This window comes from Lujinxingia sediminis, from assembly GCF_004005565.1.
Lineage (GTDB): Bacteria > Myxococcota_A > Bradymonadia > Bradymonadales > Bradymonadaceae > Lujinxingia > Lujinxingia sediminis.
Map to the genome: position 1 here is coordinate 461,168 of NZ_SADD01000001.1, position 17,457 is coordinate 478,624.

Consider the following 17,457-nt stretch of genomic DNA (forward strand, 5'->3'; position numbering starts at 1 on the left):
ATGGGCGCGACGAAGCATAAACGCGACGCGTTGCAGTACGAGCACCGCGAAGACCTCGGGGCGCTCGAAGAGGCGCTGGGCTACACCTTTGCGACGCGCGAGCTTCTGGAGCGCGCGCTGACCCATCGCTCCTATGCCAATGAGACCGCGGGGGTTGTGGGCGATAATCAGCGCCTGGAGTTTCTGGGCGATGCGGTGCTGGGACTTGTCGTCGCGCACCTACTTTTTGAAGACGATCGCCAGGCGGCCGAGGGTGCGCTCTCCAGCCGCCAGTCGGATCTGGTGTGTGAGGCCGCGCTGGTACAGCGCGCCGATGAGCTCTGCCTTGGCGAGCATCTTCGACTGGGGCGCGGCGAGGTGCTCACCGGCGGGCGGAGCAAGCCCGGGCTCCTGGCCGACGCCTATGAGGCGATCCTGGCGGCGGTTTACCTCGACGGTGGGTTTGACGCGGCGCGCGAGGTGATCGAGAGGCAGCATGGCCGCCTGATCTCCGAGGGCGTACTCGCCCAGCCGCTTGCGACGATGGTCGGGGAGGGGGCGCAGAAATCTCCCACCGACTTTAAGAGTTATCTGCAGCGGGAGGTGCAACGGCAGTGCGAGGAGCACCCGCGCTACCTCATCGTGGCCGAAGAGGGCCCCGACCACGCCCGCACCTTTGTGGCCGAGGTTCACGTGGATCAGGTCGCGCTGGGGCGAGGGCAGGGCCAGTCCAAGAAGCAGGCTCAGCAGGAGGCGGCACGCCAGGCCATCGAGCGGCTGGAAGCCGCCGGCGGTGATTTGTCGCAGCTCAAAATCGCCCCGTTGCCCCCGGAAGGGCGCGCGGGGTAAAACGCCTTGAAGACCTTGCGCCGCACGAAGCGCGGCGGTCATCTCCAACGTCTACAACTCGCCAGGAGTCGCCTGGCAGGTGGTCAACGTCACCACAGTGAGGACCCTATGTTTGGTCTCGGAACTACCGAACTTCTCATCATCGCCTTTATCCTCGTGCTGATCTTCGGCCTGGGGAAACTTCCCCACGCCGCCAAGCAGCTGGGCCTGGGGGTGAAGAACTTCCAGGACTCGGTGCGCGGCAAAGATGAGGAGCAGGCATCGATTGAAGATAAGTCTGCCGATCGCGCCACCCGCGACGCCGCGGTGACCAGCGACGAGCGCGTCGACACCAAGGCCTAAGCATAAGGGCGACCGATGCCGGTCATGAGTATGACGGGGTTTGGGGCGGCGCGGCTTGAATGTCACGGGCGAAGTTTGCGTGTGGAGTGCAAGAGCGTGAACCACCGCACGCTGGAGGTGCGCGTGCATGCGAGCCGCGAGCTGCGCTGGCTTGAGCCGCATGTGCTGCGGGCGGCGCGCGCGCGTCTGGGGCGGGGGCGAGTCGATGTGCGCCTGGAACTGGGCGCGCCCGCTGAGCATCAGGGGGGCTTTGACGCCATCGACCCCGCGCGTTTCGATGAGGTCGCGCACAGACTTCGTGAGCTGAGTGAGGCCAGTCTGGCGACAGCTCAGGTTACCCTCTCCGATGTGCTGAGCTATCGCAGCTATTTTGAGCGCGATGACGCCGAGCGTTTTGATGAGAGTGCGCTTGAGGTGCTGCTCCCTGCAGTGGTGCAGGCGCTGGACCGTCTTCAGGAAGCGCGCCGGGCTGAAGGGGCGGGCATCAACGATGACCTTCGCGGACACCTTGGCGACCTTGGCAGCCGCATTGATGCCGTCGAGGCCCTCGACGAGGTGGAGCGCCCCGCCTACCGAAGCCGCATTGAGACGCGACTTCGCCAGGCTGTGAGTGACTTCGGAGTGGGGCAGATCGACGAGGAGCGCCTGGCCCAGGAGCTGGCCTACGTGGCCGAGCGCGGCGACATCTCCGAGGAGCTGCAGCGTGCCCGCTCGCATGTCGAGCGCCTCGGCCTGGTGCTCGATGAGGCTGGCGAGGAGGGCGTGGGTAAGAAGATCGACTTCTACCTTCAGGAGCTCATACGCGAGGTCAACACCATGGGCTCCAAGAGCCACCTGGCTGAGCAAAGTGACCTGGTGGTCGAGATGAAGAGCATCATCGAGAAGATGCGCGAGCAGAGCGCCAACGTGGCTTAAGCGGTTGCGGCGCACCGAAGCGATTGAGTTTATCAAGAAGTACAAGGACGTAGAGATGGCCGAGCAGGGCGTATTGCTGATCGTGTGTGGACCTTCCGGCGTGGGAAAGACCAGCCTGTGCCGGGCGCTCCTGGAGGCCCGTCCGCGGCTTACGCCCAGCGTCAGCTACACCACCCGCGCGCGTCGCGGCGATGAAGTCGACGGGAAGGCCTACCACTTTGTGGACGTGCCCACCTTTGAGGCGATGATCGAACGCGACGAGTTTGCCGAGTGGGCGAAGGTACACGGCAACTACTACGGCACCTCCTCGAAGGTCATTGAGGCGGCCTGGGGCGAGGGGCATGACGTGCTCTTTGACATCGACTATCAGGGCGCACGTCAGCTTAAGGAACGCTACCCGCATGCGACCACGGTGCTCGTGGCGCCGCCGGATATGACGACGCTGGAGGAACGACTGCGCGGCCGTGGCACCGATGCCGAAGAGGTGATCGAGCGTCGCCTCAACGCGGCGCGTCACGAGCTCAATCAGCATGAGCTCTTTGAGTTTTTGCTGGAGAACCGCGACTTCGATGCGGCGCTCGGGGCGCTCAGCGCCATCTACGACTCGGCGCGCCACGCCCGCGCGATGAAGGTCGACTGGCTCAACGCGTTGCTCAAGCTGCCCTGAACGCAAGCGCGATGATGGAACACCAACGAGGCCGCCGACGCATGATGCGTCGGCGGCCTCGTTGGTGTGAGCGTGTCTCGAAGAGCAGTGAAGCGCGGGCTTAGCTCAGCGCCTTGCGCAGCCGCTTGATGTGCAGCGAGAGCTCGGCAAGCCCCTCGTACCACCCGATCTCTTCGGCCAGTGAGCGGGCGCTTCGGAAGTACTCTTTGGCCTGGTCGAGCTCGCCGGCCTCCATGGCCGTGATACCCAGGTTGGTAAAGATGCGGCTCTGGTTAAGTAGATCACCGGTGGCGCGGGCGAACTGGGCGGCGTTCTCAAAGTACTGCTGGGCGCGTTTGACGTCGCGCACGCTCAGGCTGAGCGCGCCGAAGTTGGACATCACCCGCACAAGCCCGCGGAAGTCCTCGATGGCGCGTGCCTGCTGGTAGGCGGTCTGTAAAAATTGCTGGGCGCGCTGGTAGTCCTTCTGGCGGATGAAGAGGGTGCCCAGTTGATTGTACGCGGTCCAGAAGAGCTTGCGGTCATCGGGATCTTGCAGGTCGAGGTCGCCCACTTGCTCGACCTTCTGGGATACCTGCATCAGGAGATTGGCGGCGTGAGGGAGCTGGTTTTCCTTCTCGAAGAGCTGGGCCATGGCGAGCAGCGCCTTGATCTCGCGCTTGAGATCACCGCCCTCGACCGCTTCGTTGAGGAGGGTCTCCAGGCTGGACTTGCTCTCTTCGATGCCGCCGGCGTCCATGGCGATGAGGCCGCGTTCGTAGAGAAGATCGTGTCGAAGCGCCCCGTCGAGGGTGCTGAGGTCGGGCAGGGCGTCGATGACGCGCTGGGCATCTTCCAGGCGGCCGGACTCGCGCATGGCGACGAGCTGGCGGGCCAGCGCAGTCAGTCTCGTCTCGTGTGTGGCGTCGACCTTGCCCCTGAGTAACTCGACGGCTTCCTGGAAGTTGTCGATCGCTCCGGCGTAGTCGTAGAGCTCCATCAAAAGTTCACCGGCGCGGGTCAGGTAATAGGCCGCACCTTCAAAGCCCTCGACCGCACGGTAGTGGAAGGCCACCATCAGGGGGTACTCAATGGGGTCGACCGCCGCGAACTCGGGTGCGCCCTCCAAAAACTCGATGATGCGCGAGTGCAGCTGAGCGCGCGTCGACTTCGGGAGGCGCTCGTAGGCAACCCGACGCAGCGCGCGGGGTTGGAAGGCGACGTGAATGCGCTCAAAGCCGTCGAAGCGGGCCTCCAGGAAGTTCAGCGCCACCAGATCTTGCAGCGCACCCTGTGGGTCCAGATGCGCCGGAATGATCTGCATGAAGAAGTCTTCGCGGAAGCTCTCGCCGACCACCGAGGCGATGGCCAGGACGTCACGAAGTTGATCGGGCAGGGCGTCAATCCGGGCCGCAAGCAGCTCCCGGAGGTTGAGCGGTACGCCGGCGTCGAGGAGCTCCTTTTCGCTGGCGAGCTTGCCACCGCTCTTCTGAAGGACGGCGCGCACCAGCTCGTAGAGGAACATGGGGTTGCCGCTGGAGCGAGCATGCACCTGAGCGACGATCTCCGGCGGCGGCGTATAACCGAGCACCTGCGCGACAAACTGACGGGACTCATCTTCGGAGAATCCGCCGATCTGCAGGATCTCGAAGTTCCCCGGCAGGCCGTGGTCGAGCGCGGTCGATTCAATGCGACGTGTGACGGCCAGGAGGATGGGCTGCTTCTGGATACCGGCCAGCAGGTTGTCGATGAAGTCGATGGTGAAGCGGTCTTCCACCATCACATCGTCGATGGCGAGCAGCACCGGGCCCTTCTTCATCGCAAAGCGCAGCAGGCGGTAGAGCAGGGCGGCGGCGAAGTTCGAAAAGCCCTGCGCGTCGCTCCATGGCACATCCGGGGTGTTGAGGGCGTCTTTTTGCTGGCCGAGAAAGACCTGCAGCACCGGGCCGATGTGTTTCTTGTTCAGACCGATGGCCTCGCAGGCCTTGGTGATGAGGACGGCCGGATCTTTGTAGGTCTGTGCGATCTGGCGAATCCAGGAGCGCACCGGCTGCAGCGCGACCTGGGCTGCGCCCAGCTCGGCGTCTCTGACGACGAAGGTCTGCCAGCCTGCCTCGCTCAGAGCGCTGGCGTAGCGATCGAGGAGCAGGCTCTTGCCGGTGCCCAGATCGCCGAGGATGGCAACGCCGCCGCCGACACCTTTACCGACTTCAGTGCCGCGCGCAGTGGTGGCGCGGCGCATCAGCTCTTCGAAGTAGACCGGGCGCGGTACGTAGACATCGATTTCGGCCAGATCGCGGGGGGCCCGGGTTGCGGGCGCCTCCATGCCCAGTACTTCGGCGGCCTCTTCGCCGGCGATCGCGCGCAGGTTGGAGAAGCGAACGTTTTCGCGGGTGGCGTCGATGAGATCTTCGTCGGCGAAGATCGAGGCCTCGCGCACGCCCCGGGCGATCTCGATGGCGCGATCGATGGCTTCGCCATAGGCGTTGCCGCCCTTGCGGTCGCTGACAAAGACCTCGCCATAGACCAGACCGATGCCGATATGATCAGCCCCCTGCTCCAGCGAGCGGAACTTCTGCTGGAGAGCGACGGCGCACTCCACGGCCCGCACGTTGTCGCCGACCCGGGCTTTGCGCGCGCCGAAGAGCACGGTGTAGGTGCCGCCCAGGTTGGAGTCGATCTCGCCATCGAAGTGGCGCACGATCTCTTCGATGAGCTTTTTCTCCTGACGGCTACGCCGGGCGAGCTCTTCGGGGTCGATGCCGGACTTGCGGCGAGAGCGCTGCTGAATGGCCAGTACGGCGACCTTGCGGCGTTCGCCAGCAAGGCTTCCCTCCAGAGCGTCGGCGCTAAAGGTCTGGTCGAGCACCGAGGTGCCCGCGGCGATGCCGGTGGCCAGGCGTTGGGATTGCTCAAGGCCCATCGCGCCGAACCCGCCGGAGCGGGTGTAGAGGCTGCTCAAACCGGTGCGGCTGGTCGAGCCGCTGTCGGGGCCGGGGCCGGTGGCCGGGCGCATGTTGCCCGTGCCCCCGCGCATGTTGCCGGTGCCGCCACGCACGAGACCGCTTGCAGCGAGCGAGCCGCTGTAGTTGCCGCTGTAGTTACCGCTGTCGCCGCTGTACGGGCCGACGTTGCCGGTGTGGCCGCTCTCCAGCTCGTTGAGTGCGCGCTGCAGGGCGTCGCGCATCTCTTTTGCGGTCTGGTAACGCTTGCGGACGTTGCGCTCCATCGCCCGCATCGTGATGTGCTCCAGCACAGGCGGGATGGGCACATCGGGGGCAAGCTCGGAGGGCGGGCGAATCGGCGACTGCATCACCCGACCGATGATCGTGACGGCATCTTTGGCGTGGAAGATGCGCTTGCGGGTGAGCATCTCGTAGAGAATGACACCGACCGACCAGACGTCAGCGCGACCGTCGAGGTCGTCTTTGCGCATGATCTGTTCGGGGCTCATGTAGTCGAAGGTGCCTACGATGTTGCCGGCCTGGGTGTAGGGGCCAGCCTCCATCGCGGGGCCTTTGACCTTGGCGATGCCGAAGTCGAGCACTTTGACGAAGTCGGGCTGGCCGGCGACCTTCTCGACCATGATGTTGGCCGGCTTGAGGTCGCAGTGCACGATCTCGGCGTTGTGAGCCTGCTCCAGCGCGCTCAAGAGTTGAATGAGGATGCCGCAGACGCGCTTGGGGTCGAGGGGAAACTCTTTTTTGATGACGTCTTTCAGCGTCAGCCCGGGCAGGTGCTCCATGACCAGGTAGAGCGTGCCGTCATCTTCTTTACCGTAGTCGACGATGGTAATGATGTTGGGGTGGCGCAGCATGTTGATCGCACGCACCTCCCGCATAAAGTAGAATTCGCCGTCGGGGTTGTTTTCGGTGGGTTTGAGGACTTTGACGGCGACCTTCCGCTCCAGCGGGTACTGGATGGCGGAGTAGACGTTGCCCATGCCCCCTTCGCCGATCTTGGAGACGAGTTCGTAGGTGTCTTTGAGGCGCGTGCCGATGAGCGGATCGGCCGCGCTCTTGCGCGCGGGGCGAGAGGGGGCGGAGAAGCCGCTGGGGGAGGTTCCCGGGCGGTGCGACTGGGAGATCGAGGCCGGGTCATCAGGGGCGAGCGGTTCGACCTCGACGTCGAGCAGCTCGGGGATGTTTTTGTCGTCGCTCATAGGATGGTGCCATCTTCGCGGAGGTGTCTCGGAGGCCGTTGCAGACTCTCCGGTGCTCAGTCGAGCTTGAGGTTCATCAGGTCGGCGATGATCGCCTCGCGTTTATGGCGTTCTTCGGCGATGAGGTCCTCGACGGTCCTGGCGAGCGCCTCTTCATTGCGGGTCAGCCATCCGAAAGATGTGTCCAAAAAGTCGCCGGAGCCGACAAGATCCACGTGCCAGGTTTCGTCCTCGGCCTGGACCATCACAAACTCCTGCTCTCCGCGGGTGACCACCAGGGCGGCGGTGCCTTCCTCGGAGACGCGAATCTCGCTGATTCCGGAGCCGAAGACGATGGCGTCATCGTCGGGCATCTCGGCTTTTTTGAAGACATGCTCGAAGAGCTCGCGCCCGTCGTTGACCGACTCCAGCAGCTCGGCGCCGGACTGGCTTCGGGCCAGACGGTGGTCGGTCTGGGGCAGGTAGCTCTCGATGAGCTGGTTCATCTGCACCAGACGCTCATGGCGTTCCTGAAAATAGGCGCGGGTCTGCGGGTCGAGGCGCTCCCAGACCACGTCGGGTGTGCCGGCGAAGAGGGCGTCGCGGAAGATGGTGTAGGCGTCGCCCGGATCGGTGGGATCAAGCTCCGAGGAGCAGGCCATCGCACCGAGCGAGAGGGTGAGCGCCAGCAGGGTGACAAGCAGTTTAGACGCGAGGCGATTCAAGAGCAGACACCGAGTGCGAGAGGGGATGAAGGCCGGTGGGCGCGGGGCTCATCCGGGGGTGCGCTGTAGGGCTGTAAGTTGGGGAGAGTGTAGCCCCCGGGGGAGCGCAATGTAAAGGTGGGCGCAGGGTTTGCGGGCTCACTCAATGGGGTGAAGTGAGGGAGCGCTCAGGAGTCATCGTCGGAGGCGTAAGGGTTGTTCGGGCCCAGGGTGGTCAGATGGGGAGGCATCGGCGGGAGCCCCATACGCTGCCAGCGGCGTTCGAACCAGCGTCGCCAGTAGAAGTTGGCGTCATGACGAGGCCAGCCCAGACTTTGGGGTTCGTTGCCGGAGAGGCGCATCAGGGTGCGCTGCGCGTTGTAGCTCAGGTGGGGATCTTCGGCGACGGCCTGGCAGAGCTCCCAGACGTAGCGCAGGCTGATCTCGTCGATCTGAAAACCGGCGATCTGAAAGCCGCGGGTTAACCACTGGTCGCGGCTGAGGCGACGATGCTCCTGGTACCAGGCGCGCCAGAGTGCGGCCGGGGAGTTGTCTTCGGGGCGGGGGTCGAGAGCGTGCGCGACGGCGTTGAGATCGTGGTTGGTGAGGATGCGCAGCGCGTGTTCGATCTGGCGTCGGGTGATCGGGTCGGCCGTGTCGAGGGCTTCGATGAGGTCGGGGACCGGCGTCGGATCGTCGCGTCGGGCCAGTGCTTCGGCGGCAAGGGAGGCCAGGGGAAGTTGGCCTGCAGAGCCGAGATCGACGACCTCGGGGCGCTGGAGCAAGCGGGCCAGCGCGCGGGTGGCGTCGGGGTCAGCGGTGCGAGAGAGGGCGTGAATGAGCTCGGCGAGGACCCGGGGGTGGGTTTCGACGCTCTGGCGAGCGCTGAGCGCTGGCAGGTGGCTGCCGAGTTCGGGGAGCGCGCGGGCGACGGCTGCGCGGACCCGGGGGGAGGGATCGTCGATCAGCGCCAGCACCTGGCGAGAGGCGGACCGGGAGCCGAGCAGCGCGAGGCGTTCGACGGCGGCTGCTCGGAGCTCGGGGGTGGAGCTGGCGAGGAGGTCGGTGGCGCGCTCTTGCACATCACGGCGGAGCGAGAGGTCGGGGCGAAAGCCCGGTCCGCGTCGGCCCCGCTCCACGCAACCCGAGGCCAGGTCGAGCGGGGTGCAGTGGATGCGCAGATGAAAGTGGTCGTCATGAGGCAGCGCGCCGCCCGGTTGCACAAGAAGCGTTGCTGCACGTTCCAGAAGTTCACGCGGCGCGCCGCGGCGGCGCCCTTCGGCAAGAAGCAATGTGCGCAGCGGATTGGAGATGAAGATGTATTGAAGGTCTGCGGCGTTCGAGCGCAACAGTCCCTCGACCAGGGTCCAATTGCGGGTGGGATCAAAGCGCAGCAGGCGGGGCGCTTGCGTTTCGTCATCTTCGAGCAGGATCTGGCCCTGATCGTCGAGGGAAAGAAGATCGTCGAGGAGCGCCGGTGTGCCCTCGACGTCGACCAAGAAGAAGGCCAGATCGGCGTCGCGGCCGTTATTATGGCTCACCGAGTAGGGGATATCGCCGCCGCCTTTGCGCCCGAAGTTGCCGAGAAAGACCACACTCCCGGGATGGTGCTCGGCGACGTGCGCGGCGGCATCCTCGACGAGGGCGATCATGGCGTCGGTGGTGTACATCAGCCCGCGGGTGCGCTGCACCGGGAGCACGGCCAGGTGCGGGTGGGGCAGGGGCAGAGGTCGGGCGTTGATCAGATGTCCGGTCACCACGTCGCCGATCGAGCGTGTGGGGGTGGAGTCTTCCCCGGGTACATAGGGGAAGTAAGGATCGGAAGCGCCGAGTTCGGGGAGCACCCATTGCCCCTCGGAGAGCGCGGGAGGAGGGATATAAGGCGGCGGCTCGGGAGGTTTTGGAGCCCTTTCAACGACCGGCGCTGGTTTCGCAGGCGGCAGCGGTGCCGGGGTGCTCTGACACGCTGAGAGGATCCACGTGAGACAGACCAGCGCCCCGGCCGCGCGCAGGCCTCGGCCAGGGAGCAAAGCGTTGCGTGACGATGGGAAAGGGGCGCGGGTCATGGGCTCAGGCGGTGGGAGAGGCGGCGATGACGTCGATCTCGACGAGCACATCTTTGGGAAGACGCGAAACCTCGACGCAGGCGCGAGCCGGTGGGTTCTCGTCGAAGAAGGCACCGTAGATGGCGTTGACCTTCTGGAAGTCCTGCATGTTCTTTAAAAAGATTGTCGCGCGGAGCACGTGGGTGAAGTTGAGGCCGGCGGCGGCCAGAACGGCCTCCAGGTTGGCCATCACCTGGCGGGTCTGGATCTCGACGCCTCCCTCCACGAGCTCGCCGGTGGCCGGGTCCAGGGCGATCTGGCCGCTTACAAAATAGAGGCCGTTGTAGCCCACGGCCTGGGAGTAGGGGCCGATGGCCTGGGGGGCGTTCTCGGTGCGGACGATGATCTTCTCACTCACGGTGACTCCATCATGGTAGGGGGCGAAAAAAAGGAAGGGCGCTTCGGCGGTGCTCCGCGCGGCGCAAGCTGGCAGAAGTATTGAGCAAGGTCGAGCGGCTAGCAAGGCCGGCTGTGGCGAGTGCGCCGCAAAGGCGCTTTACCTGGCGACGGCGGCGGTGTTAGCTTCGCTCCTAACTGACGTGATTCACCATGAAGAAGTTGTTGAAATCTGTACCGCCCGGAGGCACGAGCAAGGATGAGTCTACCTCTGAGTCGCGAAGTGGGATCTGTCTATCAGCAGGCCCAGAAATTAGCGGAACATCGTGGGGAGCCGGTCAGCAGCGGGCATGTGCTGCTGGCCCTCTTTGAGGTGCCCAACCAGGCGGCGACCTTTCTGACGGATCGTGCGATCTCGGTCTCGCAGATGCGTCTCGCGCTGGAGCATGAGCGTGCGGAGCCGGCTGAAGTGATGTCGCGCGTGGGCGATCGCAGCCAGCGACTTGCGTCCAGTGGCGGGGCCGAGGCTGTGACCAGTCTGCATCTTCTGGCGGCGTTGATCCGCGAGACGCGTGGGCAGGCCTACGGGCTGCTCTCCGCTTCCGGCGCGAATGTGGGGGCGATTCGCGCGGCGGTGATGAGTTATGCGACCTCCTCGCAGCCGGTGCCGCAGCGTTTCCAGCGCAATGATGTGCTGCCGGCCTCCCGGCGCGGGGGCCGTGAGGCCGCGGCCAAACCGGTGGAGCAGACGTTGACCCCCATCGGGCTCCATCCTTTCTTCAGCTCGGGTGGGCGCACCGGTTTGAGTGATGCGCCCTCAAACGCAGCGTTGTCAGCGAAGATGCAGATCGAAGAGGCCGAGGCGGCGCTCACCGAGCCGGACCTGCCACCGCCACCACCCTCGCCGCCGCGGGCACGCACACATCCCGGGGAGCGCGCCCCGCTGCGCGGGCCACGCTCGGGCCGCGGCGCGATCGATGCGCTTCGCGAGAGCGGAGGGGGGCTCTCGTTGGATAACCACCCGGGTATCAATCGCGGGGGGCGACCGCGTCAGCCGACGCGTCCCAACCCGGCGGTGCAAGACGAGCGGCCGGAGCTTGAGCATGACGCGCCCTCGCCGGAGGTGCAGGATGGCGGGGCGGCCACTCCGGTAGCGGATGCGACCGACGACGCGCGAAAGACTGCGCGCAGCCTGGCCGAGAGGCTTCTGGCCCGCGGGGGGCTTGAGCCCGTTGAGGACGCGCCGAGCGAGCCGGCGGAGCCGGCGCGCGAGGTGATTGAGGTCAGTCACACCCGGCCTCACACGCAGCTCGCGCGTCCCGACGAAGATCTGGCGGCGCGCTATGCGCTCAGCGAAGAGGACTTCCCCAATCTGGTGCGCTACGGCCGTAACCTCACCGAGGAGGCGGCGCTGGCCAACATCGACCCCGTGGTCGGACGCGATACCGAGATCGCGCAGCTTATCGATATTCTGGGCAAACGCCGCTCTAACAATCCGCTGCTCGTTGGCGAGCCGGGTGTGGGGAAGACGGCGGTGGTCGAGGGCCTGGCCTGCCGACTGGCCGAGATGGCTCGTGGTGGCATCGCTTTCGGCGAGCGGGTGATCGTGGAGTTGGAGATGGGCCGCCTCTTGAGCGGCACCCATCTTCGCGGCAGCTTCTCCGAGCGGCTCCTGGGCATCAAAGATGAGGTCGCTCGCGCCGGCGGTCAGATCATCGTGTTCCTCGATGAGGTGCACACCTGGATCTCGGCCGGGGCCAGCGGCGATGGCACCGATGCAGCCGGGGAGCTGAAGACGGCGCTTGCGCGCGGGAAGTTCCCCTGCATCGGGGCGACGACCCACGATGAGTACCGAAAGTTCATTGAGAGCGACCCGGCCTTTGAACGTCGCTTTCAGACGGTAACGGTTGAGGAGCCCGATGAAGCCACGGCGCTGCGCATCATCGAAGGTGTGCGTACCCATTATGAGCGCCACCACAGCGTGCGTTACTCGCCAGGTGCGCTGGCCGCGGCGGTAGGCCTGTCGGTGCGCTATGTGCATGACCGACAATTGCCCGACAAAGCCATCGGGGTGCTGGACCTGGCCGGAAGCCGGGCGGCGCGCCAGGGCATTCAGGAGGTGGATCGCGAGGCGATTGCACGGGTCGTCGCCGATGTGGCGGGCATCCCCGCCGACCGGCTCACCGGAAGCGATCGCGAGCGATTCTTGCACATGGAGAGCTTCCTCTCCGAAGGCGTGGTTGGCCACCTGGAGAGCGTACGCACCATCTCGGAGCTGATTCGACGCAACTACGCCGGCTTCCGCAGCAAACGCCCCATCGGCAGTCTGCTCTTCCTTGGGCCGACCGGTGTCGGTAAGACCGAGATGGTCAAAGTGCTGGCCGACTTCCTCTTCCATGAACGCGACGCGATCGTGCGGCTGGATATGTCGGAGTTTATGGAGTCTCACTCGGTGAGTCGCTTTATCGGGGCGCCTCCCGGGTACGTGGGCTACGAGCAGGGCGGCCAGCTCACCGAGGCGGTGCGTCAGCGCCCCTACCAGGTGGTCTTGCTCGACGAGATTGAGAAGGCCCACCCGGATGTGCTCAACCTGCTTCTTCAGCTCTTTGATGAGGGGCGGCTGACCGACGGTCGTGGCCGACAGGTGGACTTCTCCAACACGCTTGTGATCATGACGAGCAACCTGGGTGCGGAGGCTTTTGATGCCGCACCGCAGGAGAGCCGTGGGGCGCGCATCGGATTTGGGGCGCGGGCGATGAGCCCGCGCGAGGACACTCGCCGGCGCGATGCGCTTCGCGATGAGGTACTCACCGCGGCGAAGGGCCATTTCACCCCGGAGTTATGGAACCGCATCGACGAGCGGCTGGTCTTTATGCCGCTGAGTCGCGATGAGGTCGCGCGCATCGCCACCCTGCAGTTGGGAGACAGTCAGCGGCGGCTGTGGGAAGAGAGCGCGATTCGCCTGGCGTTTGATGAGGCGGTCGTCGATCACCTCATTGCAAACGGCGGCTACGATGCGCGCATGGGCGCACGCCCGATGCGTCAGACGATTCAGCGTCTGGTCGAAGGTGCCGTCGCCCAGGAGATACTCTCAGGGCGTGTGGTGCGCGGGGGCACGGTTCGGGTGGTGGTCGATGGCGATCGGCTGCGCTGTGAGACGCAAGGCTGAGAAGGGGCCATCGTTCGGGCTGAACGAGCATGCCGAAAAGGGGGGGCTCAATCGTCTTCGGTGGGGCGCATCAGTCGGCGCGCTCGCTCGGTGAGAAGATCGTAAATCGCCAGAAGGTCGCTCTCATCGCCGAGGTTGGCCAGCGCCTGGCGGTGTTGCTCGATGGTGTGTTCGTCGCCACGAGCCACCGGTCCGCTCAGGGCCCGGGCGGGGCGGTTGCGGCTGAGGTTGTCGAGGCTTGAGCCGGCCAACTCCACCAGGGCGGTGCGGGCGATGTCGGGATCGATATGGGCCTGGGTGGCGATGTCGATCGAGGCGTCAATTAGACTCACCAGCAGATTTGCAGCGGTGACCGCGGCGGCGTGGTAGTAGGGCTTGGTCTGAGGTTCGATACGCTGGGGGGCGATGCCCGCCGGACGCAAGAGCTCTTCGAGATGTTCGACGGCGCGATCGTCGCCCTCGACACTCCAGAAGGTGCGGTGGAAGCGCTGGACCGCGCGCACCGGTTCGGTGATGGCTTGCAGGGGATGCAGCGAGGCGATGGCGCAGCCCGGCGGTGGCGGTTGAAGCTCGGTGCTGGCGAGACTTCCCGAGGTGTGCACGATCACCGAGCCGGGGGCGATGTGCGGGGCCAGCGCGCGGGCTGTGGAGGCGATGGCATCGTCGACCACCGTCAGCCACACAAGCGCCGGCTCATCAAGGTGGGTGAGCAGTGCTTCGGGCAGCGCACCGAAGGTGCGCGCTCCGGGAGCCGGAGGTGCCGCATGGGCGGCAGCCTCGGTACGGTTCCAGGTCGCCTTAACATGCGCGCCAAGCTGGTGGGCGAGCAGATGCAGCGCTTGCCCTACGCGCCCGTAGCCTACGATGATCCAGGGCAAGTCGTCAGAGGTGGAGGTGCTCATGCGCAGTGCGTACCCAGGTAGAGCTGATGGTGATCGATGATGGTGAGCACGTCGGCCGGAATCCAGGCGCGCACGCTCTCGTAGTCGCAGCGCGCCAGAGCGTCGCGGATGATGGTGGAGCTGATGTCGGGGAGCTCAAGGTCGATCTTATCTGGAGAGGTGTCCAGGTTGTGACCGCGCCGGCCCACGACGATGAGGTTGACCCTCGTCATCAGCTCATCCCATCGCTTCCAGCGGTCGACTTCGCTTAAGATATCGGCGCCCACGACCAGCGAGAAGCGGGTGTGGGGGTGGCGCTCCTGGAGCGCGCTGACCGTATCGATGGTGCGACTCTCGCCGCCAAGTTCACGCTCGATCTCGCAGATACGCACATCGCGAAAGGGGGAAACCGCCGCCTGACACATCGCCTTTCGGGCCTCAAAGCTGGCGAGATCTTTGTTGAAGGCATGCTGGTAGGTGGGGATCCACCAGACCTCGTCGACAGGTTGAGTCTGCAAGACCCAGAGCGTGGCCAGGGTGTGACAGACATGCGGTGGGTTGAAGCTGCCGCCGAAGAGCGCGACGTTTTGGGGATCAGTCATGATAGAGCAAACACTCGTTGCGACGGGATTCAAACTCGGCGCGCGCGCTGCGGTTGGCCTGAGCCAACTCGCGAGGGTCGACGCCTTCTTCAAGGGCCCTGCGTTGTGCCGGGTCGCCCAGGAGCAGATCGATGGCGAGGCGATCGTTTACAAATTCGTAGGCCTGCTCACGCCAGCCAAAGCCTTCGGTTCCCTGGGCGATGACGCCGGCGATGATCGCGTAGCTCAGGGTGAGGCTGCGCATCTGACGCCGGTCAGTGATGTGAAGCTGAAGGCCACGGCAGGTCTGGCCGGCATGTTTTTGGAACATCGGTCGGAAGGCGACCAGGCGGTAGGCCACGCCCTCCAACTTCAGGGATTCGAGGTAGGCTTTTAAGGCCGGCGCGTCAACATAGGGAGCACCCACAAGTTCAAAAGGGCGTGTGGTGCCGCGAGCTTCGCTCAGGTTGGTGCCCTCAATCAGGCATTGTCCCGGGTAGACGGTGGCTGTGTCCAGCGTGGGCATGTTGGGGCTGGGCATCACCCAGGGCAGCCCGGTCTGGTCAAACCACATCGAGCGCTTCCAGCCCTTGAGTTCGATGACGTCCAGGTCACACGTCCAGTCGGTGAAGCGGTTGAAGTAATGCGCCAGCTCGCCGGCGGTCATGGCGTGACGGGTGGCGATGGGCTGCATGCCCACAAAGGAGTCGTAGCCTTCCAGGACAATGTTGCCCTCGATGTCGACGCCGTTAATAGGGTTAGGGCGGTCGAGAACCGTCACCGGAATCGACGCCTCACCGCAGGCCTGCATCATCAGACCGATGGTGTAGACATACGTGTAGTAGCGCGCGCCGATATCCTGAATGTCACAGATGACGCGATCGAGGCCTTCGAGATGTTCCGGGCGAGCCTTGAGGCTCTCAAAGGTATGTCCGTAGAGACTGATGCAGGGGAGCCCGGAGAGCGGGTCGATGGTCTCTTCGACGACCTCCATATCCTGGGCTTCGGCGCGTACACCGTGTTCCGGCCCGAAGAGTCGTACGATGTTGAGTCCGGCCGCTCGTAATGCTTCGATGGCGTGGTCGAGTTCGGCGGTGATGCTGGTCGGGTTAACCAGCAGCCCCAGCCGCTGGCCCTTGAGAGCGTGGAGGCGCTCGGGTTCGGCCAGAAGACGATCAAGGCCGGTTTGAACGAGGGGGGCATGCAGGGTCATGATGGAACATCCTCGGTGGGTTTCTCGGTGGTGGTGTCGCGGGAGGTTTGGGAAGCGCCGCCCATCATCAGAGGGACGCCGGTGATCTGCGGGTTGGCACCCGAGGCTCCGTTCATCTCGCTCCAGTCGCCGGGGGAATCCTCATCGTCGGGCATGGGCTTGCCCTGCAAGAAGGCGCTCATCACGTTGAGGTAGTGGGCCAGGCTGGCAGCGTCATCGTGGTAGCCCTCATGGGGGAAGTGATACTCCCGGTTGCCGGAGAGCACCTCCTGGACGCCCTGCTCGATCTGGGCGAAGCGGCGCGTGTAGAGATGCAGACTGAGCAGTAAGAAGATCGCGCCAACGACCAGCACACCGAAGCCCACGCGCAGCGTCAGCGCTTTGGCGTGTTCTACCGGTGCGAGCGTGGTTTTCATATTGGAGAGAAGCACCATCCCGGAGCGCTCGTGTTGAGCTCCGGCGCGATGGAAGAGGCGTACCAGCGCGCGGTAGGGAGTCTGGTTGATGGTCACGTCGACGAAGCGCTCCAGGTCCTCCTGGGGGGCGCTCTCTTCACTGAAGAGCTGGTTGGCCAGCGCGCGCTGGTTGTGGGTGCTCAGCGTCGATCCGTAGATGCGCCCATCGCGGAAGAAGGCAACCTCGGGGACCAGCGCGGCCTCGCGGGTATCCGACTCCGGGGTATACGCTCCGCTGGAGGCACCGGCAAAGAGCCCCTGGCTACGGCGAGCCACGCCGTCGTTGACCAGGTTGCCCAGGATGACAGCACCGAGGGTGGCGTCGCTGCCGGGGTCGCGCAGCGGCGCGATGGCCACGCGGTAGAGCTGGCGATCTTCGGTGGCGCTCCAGGACCAGTTCCAGGAGGCCAGCCGGGGCTCCCCGCGCTCCATAACCTCCAGCACCAGCGGGAAGTCGCGCGCGACGTTTTCTCCCATCCAGTGGGCCAGATTATCTCCCAGGGTGGCTACCCCGCGGCCGGAGCGGTCGATGGCCATAAAGATCTGATGGTCGGCCGGACGACGTTCGCCCAGGGGAAGATCGAGGTTGCGAATGCCTATATTTTTGGGTGCGATGAACTCCGTAAAACGAATCTGGTCGCGCTCCAGCAGCTTGTGCACCTCGACGTGGCGTTCGTACTCGGCGTCACCGTTGTAGTCGGCGATCATCGCCTGTTGCAGGTCATCGCGGGAGGCCACAAAACGAGCTTTCTCCAGCAGCGCGTACTCATCGAGCCGGCGCGACTTCTCCGCGATAAGCGCGGTGCGTTGCAGCGCGACGTCGCCGTCTTGCTGCAGGGCGGGACGCATTGTGTTTTCAATCACCAGATAGGTTGAGGCCATGAACAGCGCGACTAAGACCACGTAACCGAGGACGATTTTGAGTCGAAACATAGCGCGCTCCTGGAAGAGGTAGGCCTCCGCAGCGGGAAGCGAATTCACAGGGTTCTATCGCCGTCGGCGAAGCCGGGGCGATGATACGGCGTGCGTCTACAAGCTCATGCAGGGCGGAGCAGCTTCGTGGTGGATGCCGCAGGCCTGCTATCTATCGGGGTGTTGAACGTCTTTAGTCTACTGGCGGAGTGCTCCCCCCGCAAGGTGG

The 17,457-nt window shown here is 64.9% G+C and carries 13 protein-coding genes; 5 read left to right on the forward strand and 8 right to left on the reverse strand.

Translation table 11 applies throughout. From position 1 onward, the window contains the following. The 4 genes from rnc to gmk all read left to right on the forward strand — a co-directional run bounded on the left by rnc (nucleotide 1) and on the right by gmk (nucleotide 2,752). Entirely contained in the window at nucleotides 1-828 is an 828-nt protein-coding gene (gene rnc, locus EA187_RS01895; RefSeq protein ID WP_115603189.1) for a ribonuclease III, read from the forward strand. 108 nt (nucleotides 829-936) lie between these two features. After that, nucleotides 937-1,170 (forward strand): Sec-independent protein translocase subunit TatA/TatB, encoded by a 234-nt coding sequence (locus tag EA187_RS01900; RefSeq protein WP_115603188.1) that lies wholly within the window; start codon nucleotides 937-939, stop codon nucleotides 1,168-1,170. Between the two features lie 24 nt (nucleotides 1,171-1,194). Next, nucleotides 1,195-2,085: a YicC/YloC family endoribonuclease gene (locus EA187_RS01905; RefSeq protein ID WP_164855900.1), complete on the forward strand. Its 891-nt coding sequence runs from the start codon at nucleotides 1,195-1,197 to the stop codon at nucleotides 2,083-2,085. 4 nt (nucleotides 2,086-2,089) lie between these two features. Beyond that, on the forward strand, nucleotides 2,090-2,752 hold the full coding sequence (gene gmk, locus EA187_RS01910) for a guanylate kinase (RefSeq protein WP_127778994.1): 663 nt from the start codon (nucleotides 2,090-2,092) through the stop codon (nucleotides 2,750-2,752). Between the two features lie 100 nt (nucleotides 2,753-2,852). Here the strand turns inward: gmk and EA187_RS01915 are convergent, their stop codons facing one another. From EA187_RS01915 to EA187_RS01930, 4 genes are all read right to left on the reverse strand, one after another. After that, nucleotides 2,853-6,893, reverse strand: coding sequence for a serine/threonine-protein kinase (locus EA187_RS01915; protein ID WP_127778995.1), 4,041 nt, complete (start codon nucleotides 6,891-6,893; stop codon nucleotides 2,853-2,855). A 56-nt stretch (nucleotides 6,894-6,949) separates the two neighbouring features. After that, nucleotides 6,950-7,597, reverse strand: a complete 648-nt coding sequence (locus EA187_RS01920; protein ID WP_115603184.1) for a hypothetical protein — start codon at nucleotides 7,595-7,597, stop codon at nucleotides 6,950-6,952. A gap of 167 nt (nucleotides 7,598-7,764) precedes the next feature. Further along, entirely contained in the window at nucleotides 7,765-9,420 is a 1,656-nt protein-coding gene (locus EA187_RS01925) for a penicillin-insensitive murein endopeptidase (protein ID WP_164855901.1), read from the reverse strand. 226 nt (nucleotides 9,421-9,646) lie between these two features. Next, nucleotides 9,647-10,039 (reverse strand): RidA family protein, encoded by a 393-nt coding sequence (locus EA187_RS01930; RefSeq protein ID WP_115603182.1) that lies wholly within the window; start codon nucleotides 10,037-10,039, stop codon nucleotides 9,647-9,649. A gap of 237 nt (nucleotides 10,040-10,276) precedes the next feature. Here EA187_RS01930 and EA187_RS01935 point away from each other — a divergent pair, with 237 nt between their 5' ends. After that, nucleotides 10,277-13,186: an AAA family ATPase gene (locus EA187_RS01935; protein ID WP_115603181.1), complete on the forward strand. Its 2,910-nt coding sequence runs from the start codon at nucleotides 10,277-10,279 to the stop codon at nucleotides 13,184-13,186. Nucleotides 13,187-13,233: 47 nt separating this feature from the next. Here the strand turns inward: EA187_RS01935 and EA187_RS01940 are convergent, their stop codons facing one another. From EA187_RS01940 to EA187_RS01955, 4 genes are read right to left on the reverse strand one after another with little or no spacing between them, the layout of a single operon-like run. Continuing rightward, nucleotides 13,234-14,088 carry a Rossmann-like and DUF2520 domain-containing protein gene (locus tag EA187_RS01940; RefSeq protein WP_127778997.1) on the reverse strand — a complete coding sequence of 285 codons (855 nt, stop codon included), beginning with the start codon at nucleotides 14,086-14,088 and terminating at the stop codon, nucleotides 13,234-13,236. Then, nucleotides 14,085-14,669 (reverse strand): nicotinate (nicotinamide) nucleotide adenylyltransferase, encoded by a 585-nt coding sequence (gene nadD / locus EA187_RS01945; RefSeq protein ID WP_115603179.1) that lies wholly within the window; start codon nucleotides 14,667-14,669, stop codon nucleotides 14,085-14,087. Before nadD ends, EA187_RS01940 begins: the two co-directional genes overlap by 4 nt. Beyond that, entirely contained in the window at nucleotides 14,662-15,861 is a 1,200-nt protein-coding gene (locus tag EA187_RS01950; protein WP_115603178.1) for an exo-beta-N-acetylmuramidase NamZ family protein, read from the reverse strand. The genes nadD and EA187_RS01950 overlap by 8 nt, the downstream gene beginning before the upstream one ends. After that, on the reverse strand, nucleotides 15,858-17,249 hold the full coding sequence (locus EA187_RS01955) for a hypothetical protein (protein ID WP_127778998.1): 1,392 nt from the start codon (nucleotides 17,247-17,249) through the stop codon (nucleotides 15,858-15,860). The genes EA187_RS01950 and EA187_RS01955 overlap by 4 nt, the downstream gene beginning before the upstream one ends. Between the last annotated feature and the right edge of the window lie 208 nt (nucleotides 17,250-17,457).

What these genes read in the sequence shown, in the direction of transcription:
- rnc (WP_115603189.1), top strand. Translation starts at nt 1, where the DNA reads ATGGGCGCGACGAAGCATAAACGCGACGCGTTGCAGTACGAGCACCGC.
- EA187_RS01900 (WP_115603188.1), top strand. Translation starts at nt 937, where the DNA reads ATGTTTGGTCTCGGAACTACCGAACTTCTCATCATCGCCTTTATCCTC.
- EA187_RS01905 (WP_164855900.1), top strand. Translation starts at nt 1,195, where the DNA reads ATGAGTATGACGGGGTTTGGGGCGGCGCGGCTTGAATGTCACGGGCGA.
- EA187_RS01915 (WP_127778995.1), bottom strand. Translation starts at nt 6,893, where the DNA reads ATGAGCGACGACAAAAACATCCCCGAGCTGCTCGACGTCGAGGTCGAA.
- EA187_RS01935 (WP_115603181.1), top strand. Translation starts at nt 10,277, where the DNA reads ATGAGTCTACCTCTGAGTCGCGAAGTGGGATCTGTCTATCAGCAGGCC.
- EA187_RS01940 (WP_127778997.1), bottom strand. Translation starts at nt 14,088, where the DNA reads ATGAGCACCTCCACCTCTGACGACTTGCCCTGGATCATCGTAGGCTAC.
- nadD (WP_115603179.1), bottom strand. Translation starts at nt 14,669, where the DNA reads ATGACTGATCCCCAAAACGTCGCGCTCTTCGGCGGCAGCTTCAACCCA.
- EA187_RS01950 (WP_115603178.1), bottom strand. Translation starts at nt 15,861, where the DNA reads ATGACCCTGCATGCCCCCCTCGTTCAAACCGGCCTTGATCGTCTTCTG.
- EA187_RS01955 (WP_127778998.1), bottom strand. Translation starts at nt 17,249, where the DNA reads ATGTTTCGACTCAAAATCGTCCTCGGTTACGTGGTCTTAGTCGCGCTG.